This is a genomic window from Enterobacter chengduensis (assembly GCF_001984825.2).
Classification (GTDB): Bacteria; Pseudomonadota; Gammaproteobacteria; order Enterobacterales; family Enterobacteriaceae; genus Enterobacter; species Enterobacter chengduensis.
In genome coordinates, this window is sequence record NZ_CP043318.1 from 921491 (window position 1) to 946478 (window position 24988).

The 24988-nt window shown below is 55.8% G+C and carries 23 protein-coding genes; 11 read left to right on the forward strand and 12 right to left on the reverse strand.

What is annotated here, in order from left to right; all coding sequences use genetic code 11:
• Positions 1 to 155: 155 nt before the first annotated feature.
• Together lpdA and traT are read left to right on the forward strand one after the other, a co-directional pair.
• Positions 156 to 1580, forward strand: a complete 1425-nt coding sequence (lpdA, locus tag FY206_RS04430) for a dihydrolipoyl dehydrogenase (RefSeq protein WP_032644085.1) — start codon at positions 156 to 158, stop codon at positions 1578 to 1580.
• A 195-nt stretch (positions 1581 to 1775) separates the two neighbouring features.
• On the forward strand, positions 1776 to 2507 hold the full coding sequence (gene traT, locus FY206_RS04435) for a conjugal transfer complement resistance protein TraT (protein WP_077064276.1): 732 nt from the start codon (positions 1776 to 1778) through the stop codon (positions 2505 to 2507).
• A gap of 49 nt (positions 2508 to 2556) precedes the next feature.
• Here the strand turns inward: traT and FY206_RS04440 are convergent, their stop codons facing one another.
• Both FY206_RS04440 and FY206_RS04445 read right to left on the reverse strand, forming a co-directional pair.
• A complete protein-coding gene (locus FY206_RS04440; RefSeq protein ID WP_032644086.1) occupies positions 2557 to 3348 on the reverse strand; it encodes a DUF2950 family protein in 792 nt (263 codons plus the stop codon).
• Positions 3349 to 3358: 10 nt separating this feature from the next.
• Positions 3359 to 4885, reverse strand: a complete 1527-nt coding sequence (locus tag FY206_RS04445; protein WP_032644087.1) for a DUF3300 domain-containing protein — start codon at positions 4883 to 4885, stop codon at positions 3359 to 3361.
• 399 nt (positions 4886 to 5284) lie between these two features.
• Between FY206_RS04445 and acnB the strand changes: the two genes are divergently transcribed.
• Complete coding sequence (gene acnB / locus FY206_RS04450; RefSeq protein ID WP_032644088.1) at positions 5285 to 7882, forward strand: bifunctional aconitate hydratase 2/2-methylisocitrate dehydratase; 2598 nt, start codon at positions 5285 to 5287, stop codon at positions 7880 to 7882.
• Positions 7883 to 8067: 185 nt separating this feature from the next.
• A complete protein-coding gene (yacL, locus tag FY206_RS04455) occupies positions 8068 to 8430 on the forward strand; it encodes a protein YacL (RefSeq protein ID WP_032644089.1) in 363 nt (120 codons plus the stop codon).
• A 47-nt stretch (positions 8431 to 8477) separates the two neighbouring features.
• Here yacL and FY206_RS04460 read toward each other — a convergent pair whose 3' ends face one another.
• The 4 genes from FY206_RS04460 to FY206_RS04475 all read right to left on the reverse strand — a co-directional run bounded on the left by FY206_RS04460 (position 8478) and on the right by FY206_RS04475 (position 11380).
• Positions 8478 to 9449: a hypothetical protein gene (locus tag FY206_RS04460; protein WP_032644090.1), complete on the reverse strand. Its 972-nt coding sequence runs from the start codon at positions 9447 to 9449 to the stop codon at positions 8478 to 8480.
• 18 nt (positions 9450 to 9467) lie between these two features.
• The gene (locus tag FY206_RS04465) at positions 9468 to 9917 is read right to left on the reverse strand and encodes a lysozyme (protein WP_032644091.1); all 450 of its coding nucleotides are present in this window, start codon (positions 9915 to 9917) and stop codon (positions 9468 to 9470) included.
• The gene (locus FY206_RS04470) at positions 9910 to 10629 is read right to left on the reverse strand and encodes a DUF2589 domain-containing protein (RefSeq protein WP_032644092.1); all 720 of its coding nucleotides are present in this window, start codon (positions 10627 to 10629) and stop codon (positions 9910 to 9912) included. The genes FY206_RS04465 and FY206_RS04470 overlap by 8 nt, the downstream gene beginning before the upstream one ends.
• A gap of 79 nt (positions 10630 to 10708) precedes the next feature.
• Positions 10709 to 11380: a DUF2589 domain-containing protein gene (locus FY206_RS04475; RefSeq protein ID WP_023332101.1), complete on the reverse strand. Its 672-nt coding sequence runs from the start codon at positions 11378 to 11380 to the stop codon at positions 10709 to 10711.
• 312 nt (positions 11381 to 11692) lie between these two features.
• On the opposite strand from FY206_RS04475, the gene FY206_RS04480 reads away from it, so the two are divergent.
• The gene (locus FY206_RS04480; protein WP_032644093.1) at positions 11693 to 12313 is read left to right on the forward strand and encodes a LuxR C-terminal-related transcriptional regulator; all 621 of its coding nucleotides are present in this window, start codon (positions 11693 to 11695) and stop codon (positions 12311 to 12313) included.
• 66 nt (positions 12314 to 12379) lie between these two features.
• Here FY206_RS04480 and speD read toward each other — a convergent pair whose 3' ends face one another.
• The 3 genes from speD to FY206_RS04495 all read right to left on the reverse strand — a co-directional run bounded on the left by speD (position 12380) and on the right by FY206_RS04495 (position 14510).
• Positions 12380 to 13174 (reverse strand): adenosylmethionine decarboxylase, encoded by a 795-nt coding sequence (gene speD, locus FY206_RS04485; RefSeq protein WP_032644094.1) that lies wholly within the window; start codon positions 13172 to 13174, stop codon positions 12380 to 12382.
• On the reverse strand, positions 13175 to 14044 hold the full coding sequence (gene speE, locus FY206_RS04490) for a polyamine aminopropyltransferase (protein ID WP_032644095.1): 870 nt from the start codon (positions 14042 to 14044) through the stop codon (positions 13175 to 13177).
• A gap of 118 nt (positions 14045 to 14162) precedes the next feature.
• On the reverse strand, positions 14163 to 14510 hold the full coding sequence (locus FY206_RS04495) for a YacC family pilotin-like protein (RefSeq protein WP_014882582.1): 348 nt from the start codon (positions 14508 to 14510) through the stop codon (positions 14163 to 14165).
• A 145-nt stretch (positions 14511 to 14655) separates the two neighbouring features.
• On the opposite strand from FY206_RS04495, the gene cueO reads away from it, so the two are divergent.
• The gene (gene cueO / locus FY206_RS04500) at positions 14656 to 16224 is read left to right on the forward strand and encodes a multicopper oxidase CueO (RefSeq protein WP_032644096.1); all 1569 of its coding nucleotides are present in this window, start codon (positions 14656 to 14658) and stop codon (positions 16222 to 16224) included.
• A 132-nt stretch (positions 16225 to 16356) separates the two neighbouring features.
• Here the strand turns inward: cueO and FY206_RS04505 are convergent, their stop codons facing one another.
• Positions 16357 to 18747, reverse strand: coding sequence for a glucose/quinate/shikimate family membrane-bound PQQ-dependent dehydrogenase (locus FY206_RS04505; RefSeq protein WP_032644097.1), 2391 nt, complete (start codon positions 18745 to 18747; stop codon positions 16357 to 16359).
• 208 nt (positions 18748 to 18955) lie between these two features.
• Here FY206_RS04505 and hpt point away from each other — a divergent pair, with 208 nt between their 5' ends.
• On the forward strand, positions 18956 to 19492 hold the full coding sequence (gene hpt, locus FY206_RS04510; protein WP_032644098.1) for a hypoxanthine phosphoribosyltransferase: 537 nt from the start codon (positions 18956 to 18958) through the stop codon (positions 19490 to 19492).
• Positions 19493 to 19592: 100 nt separating this feature from the next.
• On the opposite strand, the gene can is transcribed toward hpt, so the two are convergent.
• A complete protein-coding gene (gene can / locus FY206_RS04515) occupies positions 19593 to 20255 on the reverse strand; it encodes a carbonate dehydratase (RefSeq protein WP_014882586.1) in 663 nt (220 codons plus the stop codon).
• A 107-nt stretch (positions 20256 to 20362) separates the two neighbouring features.
• Between can and FY206_RS04520 the strand changes: the two genes are divergently transcribed.
• From FY206_RS04520 to FY206_RS04535, 4 genes are all read left to right on the forward strand, one after another.
• Positions 20363 to 21289 (forward strand): ABC transporter ATP-binding protein, encoded by a 927-nt coding sequence (locus FY206_RS04520; RefSeq protein WP_023332105.1) that lies wholly within the window; start codon positions 20363 to 20365, stop codon positions 21287 to 21289.
• Positions 21286 to 22056, forward strand: a complete 771-nt coding sequence (locus tag FY206_RS04525; RefSeq protein ID WP_023334536.1) for an ABC transporter permease — start codon at positions 21286 to 21288, stop codon at positions 22054 to 22056. The genes FY206_RS04520 and FY206_RS04525 overlap by 4 nt, the downstream gene beginning before the upstream one ends.
• 104 nt (positions 22057 to 22160) lie before the next feature.
• The gene (locus FY206_RS04530; protein ID WP_032644099.1) at positions 22161 to 22601 is read left to right on the forward strand and encodes a PTS sugar transporter subunit IIA; all 441 of its coding nucleotides are present in this window, start codon (positions 22161 to 22163) and stop codon (positions 22599 to 22601) included.
• A 64-nt stretch (positions 22602 to 22665) separates the two neighbouring features.
• Entirely contained in the window at positions 22666 to 23913 is a 1248-nt protein-coding gene (locus FY206_RS04535) for a polysaccharide deacetylase family protein (protein WP_032644100.1), read from the forward strand.
• A gap of 1 nt (position 23914) precedes the next feature.
• Here FY206_RS04535 and FY206_RS04540 read toward each other — a convergent pair whose 3' ends face one another.
• Positions 23915 to 24982, reverse strand: coding sequence for a fimbrial protein (locus FY206_RS04540; protein WP_045889922.1), 1068 nt, complete (start codon positions 24980 to 24982; stop codon positions 23915 to 23917).
• Positions 24983 to 24988: the final 6 nt, after the last annotated feature.

Here is a 24988-nt window from a genome sequence, read left to right on the forward strand (position 1 = left end):
CCGGCTTTTTTCTGGTAACCTCATGGTGTTATTGAAGTTACTGGCGTAAGCAAAAATTCATGAGCCGTTTGTTGTTTCAAAATTGTTAACAATTTTGTAAAATGCGGGCGGATAGAACGACCCGGTGGACGACGGGTATAAATTAAGAGGTCATGATGAGCACAGAAATCAAAACTCAGGTCGTAGTACTTGGGGCAGGCCCGGCAGGTTATTCCGCAGCATTCCGCGCCGCGGATTTAGGTCTGGAAACCGTCATCGTAGAACGTTACAGCACCCTCGGCGGTGTTTGTCTGAACGTCGGCTGTATCCCTTCTAAAGCGCTGCTGCACGTCGCGAAAGTGATCGAAGAAGCCAAAGCGCTGGCAGAACACGGTATCGTCTTCGGCGAGCCGAAAACCGATATCGACAAAATTCGTACCTGGAAAGAGAAAGTTATCACTCAGCTGACCGGCGGTCTGGCGGGTATGGCCAAAGGCCGTAAGGTGAAAGTGGTAAACGGTCTGGGTAAATTCACCGGTGCGAACACCCTGGAAGTGGATGGCGAAAACGGCAAAACCGTGATCAACTTCGACAACGCGATCATCGCGGCAGGCTCTCGCCCAATCGAACTGCCTTTCATTCCGCATGAAGATCCGCGCGTGTGGGATTCCACCGATGCCCTGGAGCTGAAAACCGTTCCTAAGCGCCTGCTGGTTATGGGCGGCGGTATCATCGGTCTGGAAATGGGTACCGTGTACCATGCGCTGGGTTCAGAGATCGACGTGGTTGAAATGTTCGACCAGGTTATCCCGGCTGCCGATAAAGACATCGTTAAGGTCTTCACCAAGCGCATCAGCAAGAAATTCAACCTGATGCTGGAAACCAAAGTAACTGCCGTTGAAGCGAAAGAAGACGGTATTTACGTTTCCATGGAAGGCAAAAAAGCCCCGTCCGAACCACAGCGTTACGACGCCGTGCTGGTGGCTATCGGCCGCGTGCCGAACGGTAAAAACCTCGACGCGGGCAAAGCCGGCGTGGAAGTGGACGACCGTGGCTTCATCCGCGTTGATAAACAGCTGCGCACCAACGTGCCGCACATCTTTGCTATCGGCGATATCGTCGGTCAGCCAATGCTGGCGCACAAAGGCGTTCACGAAGGTCACGTTGCCGCTGAAGTTATTGCCGGCATGAAGCACTACTTCGATCCGAAAGTCATTCCATCTATCGCGTACACCGAGCCAGAAGTGGCATGGGTGGGTCTGACCGAGAAAGAAGCGAAAGAGAAAGGCATCAGCTACGAAACCGCCACCTTCCCGTGGGCTGCTTCTGGCCGTGCTATCGCTTCCGACTGCGCAGACGGTATGACCAAACTGATCTTCGACAAAGAGACTCACCGCGTGATCGGTGGTGCGATTGTCGGCACCAACGGCGGCGAGCTGCTGGGTGAAATCGGTCTGGCGATCGAAATGGGCTGTGACGCGGAAGACATCGCGCTGACCATCCACGCTCACCCGACTCTGCACGAGTCCGTGGGCCTGGCGGCAGAAGTGTTTGAAGGCAGCATCACCGACCTGCCAAACGCGAAAGCGAAGAAGAAATAAGCTTCTTTCGATTGCTAAACGCCTCCCCGGAGGCGTTTTTTTTTGCCCGGAAACTACCCGAATTGGTAGTCATCTCATTGATATTTCCGCTAAAAATTTCCCTTCTTCTGCCGATACTTTTTTCACCGTTGTGTGGCTACTGGCTGCGCGGTTCAGGGGTTCTGGACTTTTAATTACACGAAAAAAGGAAAAAGCATGTCTTTTAAGAAAATTGTGGGAATTGGCTTACTGGCGTCAGTTATGACGCTGACCGGATGTGGCGCAATGACGACAGCCGTGAAAAAGCGCAACCTGGAAGTGAAAACCCAGATGAGCGAAACCATCTGGCTTGAGCCATCCAGTGAAAAAACGGTCTACATTCAGGTAAAAAACACCTCCGATAAAGACATGAGCAACCTCCAGACGCTGCTGGCAAACGATCTGAGTGCCAAAGGGTACAAGGTCACCAGCTCACCTGACGGCGCATACTACTGGGTTCAGGCTAACGTCCTCAAAGCCGATAAAATGGACCTCCGCGAGTCTCAGGGCTACCTGAAAACTGGCTATGAAGGTGCCGCCGTGGGCGCCGCGCTAGGGGCCGGTATCACTGCCTACAACAGCAACTCTTCCGGCGCCGCGCTGGGCGTGGGGCTGGCGGCAGGCCTGATCGGGATGGCGGCGGATGCGATGGTGGAAGACGTGAACTACACCATGGTTACCGACCTGCAGATCTCTGAGCGTAGCAAAGCGAAAGTCACCACCGATAACATTGCGGCGCTGCGCCAGGGGACGTCCGGCGTGAAGCTGCAAACCAGCTCCGAGCAGGGCGATCGCGCGAAGTATCAGACCCGCGTGGTATCGAATGCTAACAAGGTCAATCTGAAGTTCGAAGAAGCGAAACCGGTTCTGGAAGCGCAGCTGGCGAAATCGGTGGCAAATATTCTGTAAGTAAAACAGCCGGGTGGCGGCTTCGCCTTACCCGGCCTGCAAAATGGCGTTAGGGGACCACAGGCTGCCAGCTTTTATCAGGACTATAGGCGGTCATTGCCCGGGCTTTCTGCTCGGAATCGCTGCCAAGATCGGACTGATACACCTTGTCATCCTGATTTACCACAAAGCTCATGACGCCCGTCTGGCCGTAGCTAACCGGCCAGGCAACCATCGCGAAACCGTGATTATCCGGCAGGATCCGAAAGCGATAGCCGTGATAGCCGGTACCCGGCACGCTCGGGCTAAATGCCGGTCCGAGCGGGCTGGGCGCTTCGCCGGGTGAGGCGGGCCAGTACAGGCCGTCCTTTTTCCCCTGCGAGCTGACAATCTTCTGCGCGTATTGCTGGTTCATCGCAAAGTAGCTTTGCTGCGCATCAACATAGGCATGTAGGGCTTCAATGGCGGCGAGCTCGTTACGCCCGATTTCGCGGGTCAGGATCTCTTCCGCCCCTTCTTTAATATCAAACGCCCAGCCGGCAGCGGTTTTGATCACCGGAATGGGGAGCTGCCAGCCGCTGTCTCCGACGACAAGATGCGCCGTATCGCCTTCGACAACCGTGTTGTGACGGACTTTCCAGTCGCGCAGGAAGCGATCGACGGCGTCCGGATCAACGCCTTCCGGCGGCAGAAAATCGCGCCAGTTCTCTCCAAGCAGGTTGCTCATCGCGCGCCCATTTTGCTCACTGATGGCTTTAGCCAGCGCATCGGTTGCCTGGTCTGGCGTACTAAAGGACTGCTGCGCCATCACCGAGGCCGAAAGCACGAACAACGCTATTCCACTGAGTAGTTTACTTTTCATGTCGGTTCCCTTAGCGATGTCGAATTTCACGGCGCTCAACGCGTCCACCAGACGCCTGACGCATCTGCTGCTGGCGAGCGGCGAGCTGTCTGCTTTGCGCACCGCGCTGCTGCTGCGCCTGCCAGTTCGCGGAGCGGCTGTCGTTGCCGCTCAGCGCATTGGCCCGGGGCTGACTGTTTCGCTGCTGAAGAGGGCGTTGCTGCGCGGGCTGCGACGCGCGTTTCTCTTGTCGCTGCGCGGTACTTCGCTTCGCCGTCTGCGGTTTGGTGTCGTAGCCACGGTAGTTATTGCGCTGCGAAATCTGCTTCAGCTGTTCGCTTGAGGCCTGACGCTGCGCGTCTCTCGTTCCGCTGCGCGCCGTTTGCGGGAAGGTTTTGCCCGTGGATTTCTCCATCTGGCTCAGCGCAGCCTGACGCTGGCTATCCCGGTTAACCGGTGTTTGCTGCGCTGAGCTTAGCCCGGTCGCCGCGCTGGTTGAGTGGAAGCGGGTGTTGAGCTGGTTAGTGGGATAGGGCACGCCTTCCCGATAGGCCGGGTTGTGCTGCCAGGTGCGGTTGGCGTCCGTCAGGCGCTGTCCGCTGATTTTATTGAAGTTCTGAACGTTGATATTGATATTGTTATCGCCGTTGCGGTTATAGCCGCCGTGATTATCCCAGTCGCCATGGTGGTGATCCCAGTCATCGTCATCATCCCAGTCGATGTTGCTGAAAATGGCATAGGTTGTGGCGACGCCCAGGCTGAAGCCTAAACCGTTGACGAAGCTGTTGCCAAACTGCTCCCAGGGCGTTGGCGGAAGATAGGTGGGCGGATAGGCGGTGTTTGGCCAGGTTCCGTAAACCGTATTGGGGTTATAGGTGGGGACGTAAATCACCTGCGGGTCGGCAGATTCAATTTTGATTACCGTTGGGGCGGGCGCGGACGTCGTCGCTGTCGTTGTCTCGCTGGTGCTGGTTTTCGCCGGCGCCGGTTTTGTCACGGTGGTGACCTTCTGCTGAGGCGTGGATTGCAGCGCGCCGGTCTTCTGTGCCAGCGCGCGCAGGCGTTGCACGGAATCCATCACGTCTTTCGGCTGCGCGAGAAACGCATCACCCAGATTTTGCACCCACGGCGGGTTTTCCCCCATCAGCGACATCAGCTGAGGAAACGCGACCAGCGATTTTACGCTCGGATCCCACGGCTGGCCCGCAACGGCCTGGATCGCGGCGTCCCCTTCCATTTTGGGGTTGTCTTTGGACCACTGCGCCGCCTGGATCACGTTGGCTGGGTAAGTTGCGGCCATCAGAATTTGTGACAGCAGGGCGTCAGGGTAGAGCGCAATGGGGGCAACCCACTGATCGATTTGCGCGGCCGTATACGTTGGCGCGGCGACCGGGGCGGGCTGGGCTGCGGCAGGCGCTGGTGCAGCCGGCTGTTGAGCGGCCGCTGCCGGCGCTGCGGGCTCCGTCGCGCGGCCTTTGACAAACATGACGCCTGAGGCGGCAAACAGCCCGGCACTGCACAGAAGGACGAGCAGATGTGGCTTAAAGGACAACTTCATAAAATGACTCCAACGAGACAAGCGCTGTGCCGTGAGGCGTTACGGTTGGCGTGAGTATTATTCACCCGTCTTTGACTGTTTTGACTTTTATTGGGAAGCGTCCGGCACGTCCGGATAAAGAGTGTGAGTATTTATTACGCAATTATATCCGATGACGAAAAAACTGAAGCGTTACGGTGCAGCAGAAACGGCAAAATGCTGCCCTAAATCCCTGCTACACCATGCTTAACGATTCAGCAAATTTTTTAATGTTGCTTTTTTGTAAACGGATTAACACTGTGCAGAAATCCTGCTATGCTGCCCGACGCGGTATCGGGCATTTACCCTACAAACTGCTGTCTCACAGGAGCGTGAAGAGAACGCCCGCCGCATATGACAATGAGAGCGAGGAGAACCGTCGTGCTAGAAGAATACCGTAAGCACGTAGCAGAACGTGCCGCCGAGGGAATTGTACCCAAACCTTTAGATGCAACCCAAATGGCCGCGCTCGTCGAGCTGCTGAAGAACCCGCCTAAGGGCGAAGAAGAATTCCTGTTAGATCTGTTGATCAACCGCGTACCGCCTGGCGTAGATGAAGCTGCCTACGTAAAAGCCGGATTCCTTGCCGCTATCGCCAAAGGCGAAGCCACCTCCCCACTGGTCACTCCTGAAAAAGCCATTGAACTGCTCGGCACCATGCAGGGTGGTTATAACATTCATCCGCTGATTGACGCGCTGGATAACGACAAGCTGGCACCGATTGCCGCTAAAGCGCTCTCTTCCACGCTGCTGATGTTCGATAACTTCTACGATGTAGAAGAAAAAGCCAAAGCAGGCAACGTCTACGCGAAGCAGGTGATGCAGTCCTGGGCGGATGCCGAATGGTTCCTGAACCGTCCCCAGCTTGCTGAGAAAATCACCGTTACCGTCTTCAAAGTGACCGGTGAAACCAACACCGACGACCTCTCTCCGGCGCCGGACGCGTGGTCTCGCCCGGATATTCCTCTGCACGCTCTGGCGATGCTGAAAAACGCCCGCGAAGGCATTGAGCCGGATCAGCCGGGCGTGGTGGGTCCGATCAAACAGATCGAAGCCCTGCAGAAAAAAGGTTTCCCGCTGGCCTACGTGGGTGACGTTGTGGGTACCGGTTCTTCCCGTAAGTCCGCGACCAACTCCGTGCTGTGGTTCATGGGCGACGACATTCCGCACGTGCCGAACAAGCGCGGCGGCGGCCTGTGCCTCGGCGGCAAAATTGCGCCAATCTTCTTCAACACCATGGAAGATGCGGGCGCGCTGCCAATCGAGGTGGACGTGAGCAACCTGAACATGGGCGACGTGATTGACGTTTACCCGTTCAAGGGTGAAGTACGTAACCACGACACCAACGAGCTGCTGGCAAGCTTCGAGCTGAAAACCGACGTGCTGGTCGATGAAGTGCGTGCGGGTGGCCGTATTCCGCTGATCATCGGTCGTGGCCTGACCACCAAGGCGCGTGAAGCGCTCGGTCTGCCGCACTCGGACGTTTTCCGTCAGGCGAAAGACGTCGCGGAAAGCAACCGCGGTTATTCGCTGGCGCAGAAAATGGTGGGTCGCGCGTGCGGCGTTGCGGGCGTTCGTCCTGGCGCGTACTGCGAGCCGAAGATGACCTCCGTGGGCTCTCAGGACACCACCGGCCCAATGACCCGTGACGAACTGAAAGACCTGGCGTGCCTGGGCTTCTCTTCCGACCTGGTCATGCAGTCCTTCTGCCACACCGCGGCGTATCCGAAGCCGGTTGACGTGACCACGCACCACACGCTGCCAGACTTCATCATGAACCGCGGTGGCGTTTCCCTGCGTCCGGGTGACGGCGTTATCCACTCCTGGCTGAACCGCATGCTGCTGCCGGATACCGTGGGTACCGGCGGTGACTCCCATACCCGTTTCCCTATCGGGATTTCCTTCCCGGCGGGCTCCGGTCTGGTGGCGTTTGCTGCGGCGACCGGCGTGATGCCGCTGGATATGCCGGAATCGGTGCTGGTGCGCTTCAAAGGTAAAATGCAGCCGGGTATCACCCTGCGCGACCTGGTTCACGCTATCCCGCTGTATGCGATTAAACAGGGCCTGCTGACCGTTGAGAAGAAAGGGAAGAAAAACATCTTCTCTGGCCGCATTCTGGAAATTGAAGGTCTGCCGGACCTGAAAGTGGAGCAGGCGTTCGAGCTGACCGACGCCTCCGCCGAGCGTTCCGCCGCGGGCTGCACCATCAAGCTGAACAAAGAGCCGATTATTGAGTATCTGAACTCTAACATCGTGCTGCTGAAGTGGATGATTGCAGAAGGCTACGGCGACCGTCGCACGCTGGAGCGTCGTATTCAGGGTATGGAAAAATGGCTGGCCGATCCGCAGCTGCTGGAAGCCGACGCTGACGCAGAGTACGCGGCGGTGATCGACATCGATCTGGCGGATATCAAAGAGCCGATCCTGTGTGCACCGAACGATCCGGACGACGCGCGTCCGCTGTCTGAGGTTCAGGGCGAGAAGATCGACGAAGTGTTCATCGGTTCCTGCATGACCAACATTGGTCACTTCCGTGCGGCCGGCAAACTGCTGGATACCCACAAGGGCCAGCTGCCGACCCGCCTGTGGGTGGCGCCGCCAACCCGTATGGATGCCGCGCAGCTGACGGAAGAAGGCTACTACAGCGTGTTTGGTAAGAGCGGTGCCCGCATCGAAATTCCTGGCTGCTCCCTGTGCATGGGTAACCAGGCGCGCGTAGCCGACGGTGCGACGGTGGTCTCCACCTCGACCCGTAACTTCCCGAACCGTTTAGGTACCGGTGCGAACGTCTTCCTGGCTTCTGCGGAGCTGGCGGCGGTTGCCGCGCTGATTGGCAAACTGCCAACGCCGGAAGAGTACCAGACCTTTGTGGCTCAGGTAGATAAGACGGCGGTGGATACCTATCGCTATCTGAACTTCGACCAGCTTTCTCAGTATACCGAGAAGGCCGACGGGGTTATCTTCCAGACCGCGGTATAAAAACCAACCCCTCACCCTGGCCCTCTCCCCAAAGGGTAGAGGGAATATAACCCCCCCTCGCCCCTGTGGGGAGAGGGGCTGGGGGTGAGGGGTATTTTTTTATTTTCATTCCTCCCACCTCTCACGCTTTTTTTCTTCCTCTCTGCTGCGATAATTACCCTAATGGCTTTGCAGAGGAAAATACTATGGATTACGAATTTCTGCGCGACATCACCGGAGTGGTGAAAGTGCGTATGTCGATGGGCCACGAAGCCGTTGGACACTGGTTTAACGAAGAGGTGAAAGAAAATCTTGCCCTTCTTGATGAAGTTGAACAGGCGGCAAATACGGTGAAAGGCAGTGAACGCTCCTGGCAGCGTGCCGGCCACGAATACACGCTGTGGCTGGATGGAGAAGAGGTGATGGTGCGTGCCAACCAGCTCGAGTTTTCAGGCGACGAGATGGAAGAGGGCATGAGCTACTATGACGAAGAGAGCCTGTCGATGTGCGGCGTCGAGGACTTTTTGCAGGTGGTCGCTGCGTACCGGGCGTTTATGAAACAGAAGTAACGGACGTTCCCTCCGGAGAGTTCCGGAGGGAATCTGCGGGTTTCACCCTACAGTAAAAATCTCACAAAATTAGCGGTGGGGTTGGTTGCCGCAACCGGCGTTGCCTTCCCGGCGCTGAACGACCACGCCTGGCACTGGGAAGCGACTGGCATACCGTCGTTACGTACAAGGAATTTCACACCACCCGGGTTTTGCGGCGGCTCGCTGACCGGCATTCCGCAGGCTATCAAAAAATCAATGTCGCTGCTTTTGCTCTGCAGCTCCGCGACCCGTTGCTCCCAGCCCGCCGGGCGCACATTCCCCTGCGTGAAGTAATCCAGACAGATATCAATGCTGAACGGCTTATCGCCAGCATAGGTATTGGTGAAGTAGTCGGTCACAACGATCCCATTCAGTGATTCTGCCGACACTTCGCTGCTGTCGCCGATATGAACGATCTGGCCATCCGGCAATTGGACTGAAATATGGCCGGGGATCGCGTGACCCTCCACCTGAGGAAAGAAATCAATCGTGGAAACGTAGCGTTTTGGCCACATCGTCAGGGATTTATCGCTACGGGTGTTTTGCCCGCACAGCAGCCAGTTCACGGCGTGAAAAACAGGGTCGTGACAGGGCGTTTTCTCACTCTCGTCATCATCGCGATACAGGGTGGCACAGGTTCCCGCCAGAAAGGTGATGGCAGAAGAGGGATCCCCGGACCGGGCAGGGAAGGCATCAATCAGTTTGTTAACGACGTCGCTAACATTGCTCATGTAGAAGTCACCGAGCTTCATGATGTCATCTTCACCGTGCACATTAGACCAGCGGGTATTCCAGAAGAATTCTGGAAGCGTGACAAAGGTATGATCCCAGCTACCCGCGTCGGTTTCGAGGACCGTTTTGAGCTGAGCAATGACCTGACTCAGACGCAACGCCATCCGCTCTTTGGCGTGTGCCAGCAGATCTTCATCCGCACTCCGCAGGTCGTCTGCCTCGTGCGTAAAGGAGTCAGCACGCCAGGAAAGAATTCGAATTGTCATGTTACACCTCGTGATTGATCAGGATAAAAACAGGTTTTTTTCAGCGTTTCGACGTGCCGTCAGGCCCGCCAGAACCTGGCCACCGGCATGGTTCCATTTCGGAAATTCTTCTGCTGCGCCGCTGAAGTCGCCGCTGTTCACTTTGCGCAGCAGGGTTGAGCTCTTGAGATTGGCTGGCCCCAGATTAAAGGCGAAGCTCACCAGGGCATCGAACTGGTTCTGGGTGACGTCCACCGTCAGCATGCTGTTGACGTCATGCTCAAACCGCTGCAAATCCTCACGAAGGATCTGTTCCGCGGTTTCCGCGGTGATGGTTCGCGTGCCGCCCGGGGGGATCGGGTTTTCGACATGGCCATAACCGATGGTCGGAATACCGACGGCATCTTTGTAGGTGGTTAAGCGCAGGCCTTCATACTGTTTGATAAGGGCAATGCCGCCATTGCCTGTTGTTTTCACAGCATTACTCATGGTTTTTCTCCTTTATGGGGACGGGGGTCATACGGTGGATGAATTCATCAAGCAGGCGGAGCACCGCTTCTGGCGGCTCCTGAGCGACAAAATTAATTTCAATATCAATGTTTTGGGTGTCCGTTTTGCCCTCATGAGGCTGGGGCGCCATGGTGACGTGGAAGTGTCCGCGCTCTCCCTGTCCCGTCAGCGTGCTTATGGATTCGGTCGCATCGCCGCGAACGGTCAGGCGCATCTTCATTCTCTCCATCGAGAGATTGCGCGGTGGTGCAAGCGTGACCAGCGGCACGTTCAAACGGTGCTCATCATCCAGCTGAAGCTCGGCGTAGTCCGGCCTGTAGCTGCCGTCCGGGGCCTGCTCAAACAGCTGGGAGAGCACGGCGATGTACTGATGGGTCATATACTGGTTGGCACTGAACGCAGCGTGCTGGAGCCCTTGTACCAGGGCATCTAAGCCCATAGCGTGGTTGCCCTTGTTGCCGGCTGGAGGTGGTGGCGTACCGTTATCGCCTCCACCGGCACCGCCGTTGTTTCCCCCACCATTGCCCCCGGTGTTGCCACTTTCCCCGGAGGGAGCGGGGGACGGTGTTACGTCCAGGGGCGCTTCAGACGCCAGCGTTGGCGGTGTATCCGCCGGGGTTTCGGGACTGGCTTCAGGCGTTGCAGCGTCGGGCGATTTACGGCTGAACCAGAATCGACGTGAATCAGGCATGCTTTTTCTCCTTCAGGCAGGTGCCCGCTAGCCGGGCACCTGTCAGGGGTAATAAATGCGTTTGAACGTGTGGCGTGGGTTAACCGTTACCCCCTTGAGGCGGCGCGACCGGGGCCGGGGCCGGTGCTGGGGTAATCAGACCTGAACTGTTGGTCGCAGGCAGTGTTGCAGGCTGATCTTCTGCGCGTTGCGCCGGTTTGGTGGCAGCATTTGTCAGATAATCGACCACGCGGCTGAGCGCCTCCGGCATTGGCTGACGTTTTACAGAGGTGTGGATGGAGTATTTGGCGCGGGTATCGGTCGAGCGGGTCTGTTCTGACTTATGGCTAACGCTCCCCTTCACGCTGACGGAGAATGGACCCCAGCCGATTTTGCCCTCCAGGGAGCCTTCCTGGCTGCTGCTTTCGTTGCTGGCCGCGCTCTGGTGGATCTCAAGCTCGAAGTCGATAGTCCCTTCTTCGATACAGATGATGGGATGCACGACTGCCGCGAGCAGGGGAATACGCATGACTTTGGTCTGCGTACCGGTCGTCACGCCTTTCTCATCGACGAGCGTTTCTTCATAATCAAACTGTACCGAAACGGCCTTGCCGTCCTTAATACAGACGCTCAATAAGAAATCGGTATAACTTTTTGCCGCCTGGGTTTGGGCTTTAATCATTGCCTGCAGTGGCGCAGAAATCATACTGTCTAGCGGCAATGAACTAATAACTGAACCTATAAATCCGGCATCAACATTTGCATCTGGCATAATTCATTCCTCAATATTCGTGTGGTCGCAGAATATGTCTGCCCCTTAATCATGGATATCGATGAATAAAGCATCTATGAGCCTAAAGTTATGTTTTCAGAAATCATTGCATCTGTATGGAACGGCCTGTATCGAAAGTTACATGGCGAAATGTGACGGGCTGTGCTTAATAAATTAAACCAGCATTATTCCTGCAGTTGAAAATTTCATCTGGTGTTATTGCTTTTCATCGCACAGCAGCTCTCGCGTTGAGGTCTGTATGAGAGTTTTAAGTGCCGCTAACAAGATAACGATTATTTAAGTGGGACGACAATGAATATACTTATTTATGATGAATTGCCGCTGTTCGTTCATGGCATCCGATGCCGTTGGGCTGAGCTTGCGCCCGCGCTGCACATCACAGCTGCACATAGCGAAGATGAGGTCTGGAAAGGTTTAATAAAAAACCGGGCTGATGTTATTATTCTGGATGCCGATTATGAAATTGAGAAAAAAAGAACATTATTAACGCAGTTAACATCACAGGCGGATAATGGTTTCGTGTTGATGAACTTTTCTCGGCTGGATAATGTGAATCCAATTTATTTTCTGGAGAATGGTGCGGCTGGCATTTTGACAAAGAAAATGGAGTCGGAAGAGTTATTGCAGGCAATCGAATGGGTGCGTCAAGGAAGAATATATTTACCGGATTGTTGCCTGCGCGAGCCTAAATTAATACGGATGCAAAATTACCCGTCCCCTCTGCGCGCGCTTTCACCCCGGCAGCGCGAGATCCTGCATCTTGTTGTACAGGGAAATAGTAATAAACAAATTTGTCGTGTACTGGGGATTGCGGAAGGAACGGTTAAGAATCATCTCCATGCCCTGTTTCGTCAACTGGGCGTCAGAAATCGTACGGAAGCGGCGATGATACTGGCCCAAACGCCGGTCTAGAAAACAAACAGAATAGTAAAGAAGGAAAAATCATCGCTTTTCCTTCTTTATCTACCTGCATGCGCGTTACACGGTCGGAATATTACGGCCGTAGTAGATCTCGCGCATCTCTTTCCAGAGCAGGTCGGTAATCGCCTGACGCTCTTCTTCGCTTAAATCTTCCGGCTTCGTGTGGAACATATAGTGCTTAAGGTCGAATTCCTTAAGCAACATCTTGGTATGGAAGATATTTTCCTGGTACACGTTCACGTCCATCATGTCGTATAGCGATTTCATGTCCTCGGACATAAAGTTCTGGATGGAGTTGATCTCGTGGTCGATGAAGTGCTTCATGCCGTTGACATCACGGGTAAACCCGCGCACGCGATAATCAATGGTCACGATGTCGGATTCAAGCTGGTGGATGAGATAGTTCAGCGCGTTCAGCGGAGAAATCACGCCGCAGGTTGACACTTCAATATCCGCGCGGAAGGTACACAGCCCGCCTTCCGGGTGGCTCTCCGGATAGGTATGGACGCAGATATGGCTTTTATCCAGATGGGCAACCACCACTTCCGGCAGCGGGCCCGGATGTTCCGTTTTGTCGATAAGCTGCGGGTCGACCGGCTCTTCGCTGACCAGGATGGTCACGCTCGCGCCCTGGGGTTCATAATCCTGTCGGGCGATATTCAGGATGTTGGCGCCGATAATGGAACAGGTTTCTGACAGGATCTCGGTCAGACGGTTGGCGTTGTAGAGTTCGTCGATATAGGCGATGTAGCCATCGCGCTCTTCCGCTGTTTTGGCATAGCAGATATCGTAAATACAAAAACTCAGGCTTTTGGTCAGGTTGTTAAAGCCATGCAGCTTAAGCTTTTTCAATTAGCTCACCCCCTTAGTGGATAATGCGTCTTGCAGGTACTGCGGCAGCGCAAACGCTGCGGTATGAATGGCCGGATTGTAGTAGCGGCACGTGAGGCCAGCGTGATGGAAGCGGGCCTGAATAATTTCGGTGGAGAGATGGCGTAATACGTCGTTATCCGTCGCCCAGGCGAAGGTCATGATCCCGCCGTAGTACGTCGGAATGGCGGCCTGGTAGAAGCTGACGTCATCGAAATAGGTGCTGAGCTTGCGATGGCTATCCAGCGCTTCATCCTGCTGCAGGAAACAGACGCCGTTTTGGGCGACGAAGATCCCGCCCGGGTTCAGGCAGCGTTTGCAGCCTTCGTAGAAGGAGGAGGTAAAAAGCGACGCGCCGGGACCGATGGGGTCGGTGCAGTCGGAGATGATCACGTCAAAGGTCTGGGAAGTCTGGTTAACAAAGTTAACGCCGTCGTCAATCACCAGGCTAAAGCGCGGATCGTCATAGCTACCGGCATTGTGGTTGGGCAGGTACTGGCGGCAGAAAGAGACCACGCCCACATCGATTTCCACCATGGTGATGGTTTCAATGGAACGATGGCGGGAGACTTCACGCAGCATTGCGCCGTCGCCACCGCCGATAATCAGGACATGCTTCGCGTGCCCGTGCGCCAGCAGCGGAACGTGGGTCATCATCTCATGATAGATAAACTCATCCCGCTCGGTGGTCTGCACCACGCCGTCCAGCGCCATGACGCGGCCAAAGGCGGCATTCTCGAAGATGATCAGATCCTGGTGATCGGTTTTCTCATGATAGAGCACGTTATCAACGGCAAAGTACTGCCCAAACTGGTCATGCAGCGTTTCATGCCACAACGTGTTGTCGGCCATACGCGGACTCCTCCTTTGTTAACATCCGTAACACTCATTAAAAATGAGCGAAACATCATAGCTAACTCTAACCGTGGTTGCACGGTCAGAGGTTCAACAGGAGGCGTCGTCGGGAAGGTTATTTGACGTAGGCGAGCAGGCTGAGTGAATCGCGAGCCAGCGCTTTACATTTTTTGGCGGTGGGAATACCAATACCGCTCAAGTCACGGTAGCTGTCTTCGCCGAGCGCCTTCATGTCGAAGCTATCGTAGTTGCTGAGATCCCACTGGTTCTGCTGGGCAAAAAAGACCAGCGCGCGGCGAATTTGCCCGTTGGGTAAATTCTGGTAGCCGCAATCATTTTTCAGGAATACAAAAACCGCCGTTAAATCGGCCATATCTTCCGCTTCATTTTCACTGAGCGCATAGCTGTTCGCACACATTGCCATCAGGCTTCCGAACAAAATTGTCCTGAAAAACGTCTTCATTGCTTCTACCACTTCTTCACGGAAAATTAACGTTAGCATACTTGATGCCGGTGCGACGATCTTTATTATTGCCGCTTGACTTGACCTTCCGGTAAGGGGAGGGTTTATGCTCAAAAGATCGCCTGCTGGAAATAAGGAAATGAACATGCAACGTCGTGATTTTTTAAAATATTCCGCTGCGCTGGGTGCTGCCAGCGCATTACCCCTCTGGAGCCGCGCGGTTTTCGCCGCTGACAGGCCTGCCTTACCCATCCCTGACCTACTGACCGCGGACGCCCGCAGCCGAATCCAGCTTGTGGTTCAGGCCGGTAAGACGGCGTTTGGCGCACACAACGCCACGACGTGGGGCTATAACGGCAATCTGCTCGGCCCGGCGCTGCAGCTGCGCAAAGGGAAGGCGGTGACGGTGGATGTCCACAACACGCTCGCCGAAGAGACGACGGTGCACTGGCACGGGCTGGAAGTGCCTGGCGAGGTAGACGGCGGGCCGCAGGGCATCATCAAAGCGGGCGGCTCGCGCAGCGTGACCTTTACGCCCGACCAGCGCGCGGCGACCTGCTGGTTCCATCCGCATCAGCATGGCAAAACGGGCCATCAGGTGGCGATGGGGCTGGCGGGGCTGGTGCTGATTGAAGACGACGAAAGCCGCCTGCTGCGCTTGCCGAAGCAGTGGGGCATCGACGACGTGCCGGTGATTGTGCAGGACAAGAAATTCACCGCTGACGGGCAAATTGACTATCAGCTGGACGTGATGAGCGCGGCGGTAGGCTGGTTTGGCGACACGCTGCTGGCCAACGGCGCGATTTACCCGCAGCACGCCGCGCCGAAAGGCTGGCTGCGCCTGCGCCTGCTGAACGGCTGTAACGCGCGTTCGCTCAACTTCGCCACCAGCGATAAGCGCCCGCTGTACGTGGTCGCCAGCGACGGCGGGCTGCTGCCGGAGCCGGTAAAAGTGAGCGAGCTGCCGATGCTGATGGGCGAACGCTTTGAGGTGCTGGTGGATATCAGCGACGGCAAGCCGTTTGACCTCGTGACCCTGCCGGTGAGCCAGATGGGGATGGCGGTTGCGCCCTTCGACAAGCCGCATCCGGTGCTGCGTATTCAGCCGCTGCTGGTGGCCGCTTCCGGCACGCTGCCCGATACGCTGACCACGCTGCCAGCCCTCCCGTCGCTGGACGGGCTTACCCAGCGCAAGCTGCAGCTCTCCATGAATCCGATGCTGGATATGATGGGGATGCAGGCGCTGATGGCGAAATATGGCGATAAGGCGATGGCGGGGATGCACCACGGGCAGATGATGGGCCACATGAATATGGACCACGGCAGCATGGGCGGTATGGGGAACATGCATCACGGCGACCGTGGCTTTGATTTCCACAACGCCAATATGATCAACGGCAAAGCGTTCGACATGAACACGCCGATGTTTGCTGCGGCAAAAGGCCAGCCTGAGCGCTGGGTGATTTCAGGCGAAGGGGACATGATGCTGCACCCGTTCCACATCCACGGCACCCAGTTCCGCATTCTTTCCGAGAATGGCAAAGCGCCCGAGGCGCATCGCGCGGGCTGGAAGGATACGGTGAGAGTGGAAGGCGGCGTCAGCGAGGTGTTGGTGAAGTTTGACCACGAGGCGCCGAAAGAGTTTGCCTATATGGCGCACTGCCACCTGCTGGAGCATGAGGATACGGGGATGATGCTGGGCTTTACCGTATAAAAAAAGCCGGGTGGCGGCTACGCCTTACCCGGCCTACATTTCGCTGGTGCGGCCTGATGCCCTCACCCTGACCCTCTCCCACGGGGAGAGGGAACAAACACTAAAACGGCAACTTTCGTTGCCGTTTTGCTTTTATTTGCCTTCGTCAGGCAGCGCATACGCGACGATATAGTCGCCCATCTTCGTACCAAACGAACCGTGACCGCCCGCGGAGATGACAACGTACTGCTTGCCATTCACCTCGTAGGTCATCGGCGTGGCCTGTCCACCCGCTGGCAGACGGCCTTGCCACAGTTTTTCACCGTTGGTCATGTTGTACGCTCGCAGGTAGTTATCTGCGGTTGCCGCGATGAACAGCACGTTACCGGCGGTGGAGATTGGGCCACCCAGCATTGGCATACCCATATTGAACGGCACCGGAACCGGCATCGGGAACGGCATGCTGTCCTGCGGCGTACCAATACGTTTTTTCCACACGATCTGGTTAGTTTTCAGATCCAGACCGGAGATATAACCCCAGGCAGGCTGTTTACACGGCAGACCAAACGGCGACAGGAACGGGTTCAGCGTTACGCCATACGGTACGCCGTACTGCGGCTGGATGCCGGCTTCGGTACCACTGCCTTTCGCGTCTTTCGGCTGCTCCATTGGGTTGCCCGGACCGCGTGGGATCAGACGAGAAACGAACGGCAGCGCCATTGGGTTCGCAATAGCAACCTGACGGTTAGGGTCGACGGAGATCCCGCCCCACTCGAACATCCCCAGGTTACCCGGGAAGACCAGCGTGCCCTGCTCGGAAGGCGGCGTGAAGATGCCTTCATAGCGCAGCTGGTGGAACATTACGCGGCACACCAGCTGGTCAAACATGGTGGCACCCCACATGTCTGCCCCGCTCAGGTCTTTCTTCGGACGGAAGCTCAGGTCAGAGAACGGCTGCGTTTTAGAGACGTAGTCGCCTTTCGCCGCGCCCTGCGGAACCGGTTTTTCCGGCGCAGGCACAACCAGCTTGCCGTTGCTGCGATCCAGCACGAAGATGTTGCCGGTTTTCGCCGGGGCGTAAATTACCGGCACGGTTTTGCCGTTAACGGTAATGTCGGCCAGCGTCGGCTGGGACGGCATATCCATATCCCACAGATCGTGGTGTACGGTCTGGTAGCTCCACGCCAGCTTACCGGTGGTCGCGTTCAGCGCCACGATGGCGCTCGCATAGCGCTCCTGCTCCGGCGTGCGGTTACCGCCCCAGATATCCGGCGTGGTTACACCCATCGGCAGGTAGACCAGGTCCAGCTTCGCGTCATACGCGGCGGGTGCCCAGGAGTTTGGCGAGTTGAAGGTAAACGTGTGTTCGTCTGACGGGATCGCGTTAGGATCTTTCGCGCCCGGGTCGAAGGCCCACAGCAGCTTACCGGTGTTCACGTCGAAGCCGCGGATCACGCCGGAGGTTTCGCGCGTGGAGAAGTTATCCGTTACCGAACCGGCAATCACGATGGTTTTATCGGTGATGATTGGCGGTGAGGTTGGTTCATACAGACCCGGCGTGGTGTCAGGCATGTTGGTCTGCAGGTTCAGAATACCTTTGTTGGCAAAGGTTTCGCACAGCTTGCCCGTTTCGGCGTTAATCGCGAACAGGCGACCATCGTTCACCGGCAGCATGATGCGGCGCGGGCAGTCGGCAACCACTTCCGGGCTCGCATTATCGGCGCGCGCTTCGTGGTAAGAGACGCCGCGGCAGGTCACGTGCTGGAAGGACGGGTTGGAGTTCAGCTGCGGATCGAAGTGCCATTTCTCTTTACCGGTGGCCGCGTCGAGCGCGAACAGACGCTGGTGCGCCGTACACAGATAAAGCATGTTGCCGACCTTAATCGGCGTCACTTCGTTGGTCAGCTCGCCCGGATCGTTTGGCATCTTCAGATCGCCGGTACGGAATACCCAGGCTTCCTTCAGGTTTTTAACGTTGTCCGCGTTGATTTGCTTCAGCGGGGAGTAGCGTTGACCTTCCTGGTTACGGCCATAGGCCGGCCAGTCACCGTCAGCAACCTGCGAGATAGCCGCAGCTGGCGTCGATTCGGTGTTCAGCGTGCCGTGAATTTCCTGCGGGTCGTTAAAGCCGGCCCAGGTGAGGATACCGCCGCTGATCAGCAGGGCCACCACCAGCGCCGCAACGGCACCGCTGGACGGCACGATCAGGCGACGCCAGACGAACGGCAGGATCAGCCAGATGCCGAAGAAGACCAGGATGTCGCTGCGCGGCGTCAGCGCCCAGAAGTCAAACCCGACTTCCCAGACGCCCCAGATCATGGTGGCAAGGAGGAGTGCAGCATACAGCCACAGAGCAGATTGTTTTCTACGCAAGAGCAGGACGGTTACGCCAAGCATAACCAGGCCTGCAATCGGGTAGTACCAGGAGCCGCCGATCGCGACCAGCCAGACGCCACCGATTAACAGATACAGCGCGCAGAAGGCTGCGAATGCTGCAGTTAATGTCACCAGTAGACGCGGCTGTTTAGAGTGTGTTTCAGCCATAGAAAGTGTACTCGTCAGTTTTTGTTAATAATTTGCTAGCAACTAATTATAGGTATTAACAAGTGTGATCGGAATCACAATATTTGCTTTTTATAACTCATACGCCAGGGTTATCCATTTGCTGGTATAATAGCTGGCTTGCGTATCAGTGCTGGATATTAACGCATCCGTATTGAGAGATTTTCATTAAAATCATTTGGTTAGTTATATGAAACATACTGTTGAAGTGATGATCCCGGAAGCCGAGATCAAAGCGCGTATCGCCGAACTGGGTCGTCAAATCACCGAACATTACAAGGACAGCGGCAGCGAAATGGTGCTGGTCGGTCTGCTGCGCGGCTCTTTCATGTTCATGGCAGACCTGTGCCGTGAAGTGCATGTGCCTCACGAGGTCGATTTTATGACCGCCTCCAGCTACGGCAGCGGCATGTCTACCACTCGTGATGTGAAAATCCTGAAAGATCTGGATGAAGATATTCGTGGCAAAGATGTGTTGATCGTTGAGGACATTATCGACTCCGGCAACACGCTCTCTAAAGTGCGCGAGATCCTGAGCCTGCGCGAGCCGAAATCGCTGGCGATTTGTACGCTGCTGGATAAACCTGAGCGCCGTGAAGTGCAGGTGCCGGTCGAGTTCGTCGGCTTCTCGATTCCGGACGAATTCGTGGTGGGTTACGGTATCGACTACGCGCAGCGCTATCGTCATCTGCCGTATGTGGGAAAAGTGGTATTACTGGACGAGTAGTTGCGGTTTGTTGCCCGGTGGCGCTACGCTTACCGGGCCTACGAATGGGCACATGTAGGCCGGGTAAGGCGCAGCCGCCACCCGGCTTTTTAACGTGCACTTATTTGTGGTTCACATGCTTAAGCTTGAGGTTGGCGATCCCTGAACGGTAGCGCTGCTCCAGCGTCTCGCGGTTGGTGGCGGTGACTTCCAGATTGCGCAGCAGACCGTCGTGAATGCCGTACGCCCAGCCGTGGATCGAAACCTTCTGCCCGCGCTTCCACGCTGACTGCATGATGGTCGAATGCCCAAGGTTATACACCTGCTCCATCACGTTGAGCTCGCACAGGGTGTCCATGCGGCGCTCCTGCGGCATTTCGCCCAGCAGTGAGCTATGTTTGAACCAGATATCGCGGATGTGCAGCAGCCAGTTATCAATCAATCCCAGCTCCGGGTTTTCCACTGCCGCCTGCACGCCGCCGCAGCCGTAGTGGCCGCAAATAATGATGTGCTCGACTTCCAGAACGTCAACGGCATACTGAACCACAGAAAGACAGTTGAGATCGGTGTGGATCACTAGGTTGGCAACGTTGCGGTGAACAAACAGCTCGCCAGGCTCAAGACCGGTCAGACGTTCGGCGGGCACGCGGCTGTCGGAACAGCCAATCCAGAGAAAGCGCGGGTTTTGGGCCTGTGCGAGTTTTCCAAAAAATCCGGGGTCTTCCTCCACCAGCATTTTTGACCATAGTGCATTGTTGCTAATGAGTGTATCTATGTCGTTCATGGAGGTTAGCGACCTGTAACCAAGTAATTGCGTTGCGCTACTATAGGGTAACCCGACTTTTAATGAAACCACACAACGTGTGTCAGAACTGAAGGTAAGTTAAATTCATGGCAATTGCACTGGAGCTTGAGCAGCTTAAAAAAACCTATTCGGGTGGCGTTCAGGCGCTACGCGGAATAGATCTCAAAGTAGAAGCCGGGGATTTTTACGCGCTTCTGGGGCCGAACGGGGCGGGAAAATCCACCACCATCGGGATCATCAGCTCGCTGGTGAACAAAACCTCCGGCCGCGTGAGCGTGTTCGGCTACGATTTGCAAAAAGATGTGGTTAACGCCAAGCGCCAGCTGGGGCTGGTACCGCAGGAGTTCAACTTCAACCCGTTCGAGACGGTGCAGCAAATTGTCGTTAACCAGGCGGGTTATTACGGCGTTGAGCGCAAAGAGGCGCTGGAGCGCAGCGAAAAATACCTGAAACAGCTCGATTTGTGGGAAAAGCGTAACGAACGCGCGCGGATGTTGTCCGGCGGGATGAAGCGCCGCCTGATGATTGCCCGCGCGCTGATGCACGAGCCAAAACTGCTGATTCTGGATGAGCCGACGGCGGGCGTAGACATTGAGCTGCGCCGCTCCATGTGGGGCTTTCTGAAGGATCTCAACGACAAAGGCACCACCATTATTCTGACCACCCACTATCTGGAAGAGGCAGAAATGCTGTGCCGCAACATCGGCATCATTCAGCACGGCGAGCTGGTGGAAAACACCTCGATGAAAAATCTGCTCTCCAAGCTGAAATCCGAAACGTTCATTCTCGATCTGGCGGCAAAAAGCCCGCTACCGAAGCTCGAAGGGTATCAGTATCGCCTGGTGGATACCTCGACGCTGGAGGTAGAAGTGCTGCGCGAGCAGGGGATTAACAGCGTGTTCTCCCAGCTGAGCGCGCAGGGGATTCAGGTCTTGAGTATGCGTAACAAAGCGAACCGACTGGAAGAGCTGTTTGTCTCTCTGGTGCAGGATAAACAAGGAGACAAGGCATGACGCATCTTTACTGGGTCGCGCTGAAAAGTATCTGGGCGAAAGAGATTAACCGCTTTATGCGTATCTGGGTGCAAACCCTGGTGCCGCCGGTGATCACCATGACGCTCTATTTCATCATCTTCGGTAACCTGATTGGCTCCCGGATTGGTGAGATGCACGGCTTTACCTATATGCAGTTTATCGTCCCGGGGCTGATCATGATGGCGGTGATCACCAACGCCTATGCCAACGTGGCGTCGTCGTTCTTTAGCGCCAAATTCCAGCGCAATATCGAAGAGCTGCTGGTAGCACCCGTGCCGACGCACGTGATTATCGCCGGGTACGTGGGCGGCGGCGTGGCGCGCGGGCTGTGCGTGGGGATCCTGGTCACGGCGATTTCGCTGTTCTTCGTGCCGTTCCAGGTCCATTCGTGGCTGTTTGTCGCGCTGACGCTGCTCCTGACGGCAATTCTGTTCTCGCTGGCCGGTCTGCTGAACGCCGTGTTCGCCAAAACGTTTGACGACATCAGCCTGATCCCGACCTTCGTGCTGACGCCGCTGACCTATCTCGGCGGGGTGTTCTACTCCCTGACGCTGCTGCCGCCGTTCTGGCAGGCGCTGTCGCACCTGAACCCGATTGTTTATATGATCAGCGGCTTCCGCTTTGGCTTCCTTGGGATCACCGACGTGCCGCTGTTCACCACGGTGGCGGTGCTGGTGGTGTTCATCATTGCCTTCTACCTGCTGTGCTGGTATCTGATCCAGCGCGGGCGCGGTCTGCGCAGCTAATCTTTTGCCCGGCGACGTTCTGTTTGCCGGGCGCTTTCTTTGACAGTTATCACCGAAAGCTAACCTTCACTCCGCTAAACTACTTGCCTGCTAAGGAGAGAGTTATGCTGGGATGGGTTATCACCTGCCACGATGAACGGGCGCAGGACATGTTGCTGAAGCTGGAAGCCAGGTTTGGTCCGCTGCCACAGTGTCGCGCCGTCAACTACTGGCGCGGCTTAAGCACCAACATGCTGGGCCGGATGATGTGCGATGCCCTGCACGAAACCGACACCGGAGAGGGCGTCATTTTTCTTACCGATAAATCCGGCGCGGCGCCTTACCGTGCTGCGGCCCTGCTGAGCCACAAGCACGACTGCTGTGAAGTGATCTCCGGTATCAGCTTTCCATTACTTGAAATGATGTATCCCCAGCGCGCAACATTAACCAGCGCGGCGTTCCGTAACGCCATCGTCGAGCAGGGGGCTCCGGACGTCAGCAGCCTGTGGCATCAGCAGCAAAAAAATCCGCCCTTCGTCCTGCTTCATGACCTGTATAAGAATTAAACGTTGGTATTGATGTCGCTTTTGCTACAATGGCATAAGTATTTCCGCTTCGACTAAGATCCTCATGTTCACGCGTATTGTTTTCCTGCTTTTGATGTTCGTGTCCGGCACGTCTTCTGCCAGTTTATTAAGTCAGCAAAGATTGCCTGCTCAATATATGCAAACCACCGAAGATGCCGCGATTTGGGCCCAGGTCGGCAATAGCGTCATTAACGTTGGCAACGTGCGGGCAGGGCAGATCCTCGCGGTGGTGCCTGCGGCGGCGGACTACTATGAATTTCGCTTCGGATTCGGCACGGGCTTTATCGACAAGGGGCACCTGGAGCCGGTTCAGGGTAAACAGCGCGTTGAGGATGGCCTGGGGGATTTGAATAAACCGCTGAGCAATCAAAACCTGATAACGTGGAAAGACACGCCTGTTTATAACGCCCCAAACAACGGCAGTGCCCCCTTCGGCACCCTAAGCGCCAACCTTCGCTATCCGATCCTGAACAAACTCAAGGACCGTTTGAACCAGACCTGGTTCCAGATCCGCATCGGCAACCGCCTGGCCTGGATCAGCAGCCTGGACGCGCAGGAAGATAACGGCATTCCGGTGATTACCTATCATCATATTCTGCGCGACGAAGAGAATACCCGTTTTCGCCATACCTCCACGACGACCAGCGTGCGTGCGTTTAACAACCAGATGACCTGGCTGCGCGACCAGGGCTATACCACCCTGACGCTCTATCAGCTGGAAGGGTACGTGCGCAATAAGATGAACCTGCCGGCGAAATCGGTGGTGATTACCTTCGACGATGGCCTGAAGTCCGTTAACCGCTACGCTTACCCGATCCTCAAAGCGTATGGCTTTAAGGCCACGGCGTTTATCATCTCGTCGCGCATCAAGCGCCACCCGCAGAAGTGGGCGCCAAAATCCCTGCAGTTTATGAGCGTGTCGGAGCTGGAGCAGATGCATGACGTGTTCGACTATCAGTCACACACGCACTTCCTGCATCGCGTTGACGACAACCATCAGCCCATTTTGCTGAGCCGCAGCTATCACAATATTTTGTTTGATTTTAAGCGCTCACGAAGGGATCTGGCGCAGTTTAACCCGCACGTGCTTTACCTCTCTTACCCGTTCGGCGGTTACGACGACAAGGCGATCAAAGCCGCAAATGACGCCGGGTTCCATCTGGCGGTGACGACGGTACGAGGGAAGGTTAAGCCGGGGGATAATCCGTTCTTGCTGAAGCGGCTGTACATCCTGAGAACGGATTCGCTGGAGACGATGTCGCGGCTGATTAGCAATCAGCCGCAAGGTTAACTTACTCGTAGGTGACCTGGAAGGTGACGTTAGCGCCGAAAACGCCCGGCGTCACGGGATCGCTGCCATATTTAACCAGCCGCGCGTGGAAGGCCTGATCAAAATCCATGCTGATGGGAGTCCACTCAGGACTTGCTGCGATAGCCTGTTTGTTCATGCTTTTTGTCATGCGGCTGTTGCCGTCCATTCGGATTTCGACACCCACCCCGCTGGCTTTGGTTACGCTCTCTCCGTTGACATCATTCTTGATGTATTGACCGTCGTCCGTCCAGTTATTTGACGAGACTTTCATCCATACTACGGTTGTGTTGATACAGTTGCCGGTAATATCGAACTGTACCTGCGTTGTACCGGTGCTGGTGATTTCCTGCGGCCACCAGTCACCCAAGTCAACGGTCGTAGGGCCTCGTACCGCGCAGGTGGGTCTGTCCAGCGGGATGTCAAAGTTCATCTGTGATAGCTCGACGAACGGGCTCGGCTCTTCTGAACCGCTATCGTGATAGGGATCGCCCAGGACCATCTGCCCAACTGGACCAGGACCGATGCTCAGAAAATTGACGTCTGATGGTACGCCGGTAAAACCGTTGGTTTGATAAAATTCCATGCGCACATGCCATTTTTTTCCGTCCACAAGCGATTCGTTTTCGTGAATATCGCCGGTTTTAGCCCACTGCCCACCGCCGGAGGGTGGAAACCACGCCGTCACGCCGTTGCCGTCCGGATAGAATGCCAGGGTGAAATAAATACCAGGAATATTGGTGTTGAATAATGCCCTACCTTCGGATGTTTGAGCAGATGACATGGCATTGTTGGTCCACATGTAGACGTTATCGCCATCATTACCCGCGCGGCATGATGATGAGACCATCGGTGTGGTTTCCATGATAATGGTGTCACTGATCTTCGTGGGGCCTACGACGGTGCCAACAGGGCGTGGCACAATATTCGGCTTTACGCCCGGTGACATAATTTGCAGCGTGGCGCCGCTGTTAAATACACATTCAATAGCCGCATGGCTGAGGCCGGAAACCAGCATCAGCGCAGCAGCGATAAAGACTTTACACTTCATCCTAAA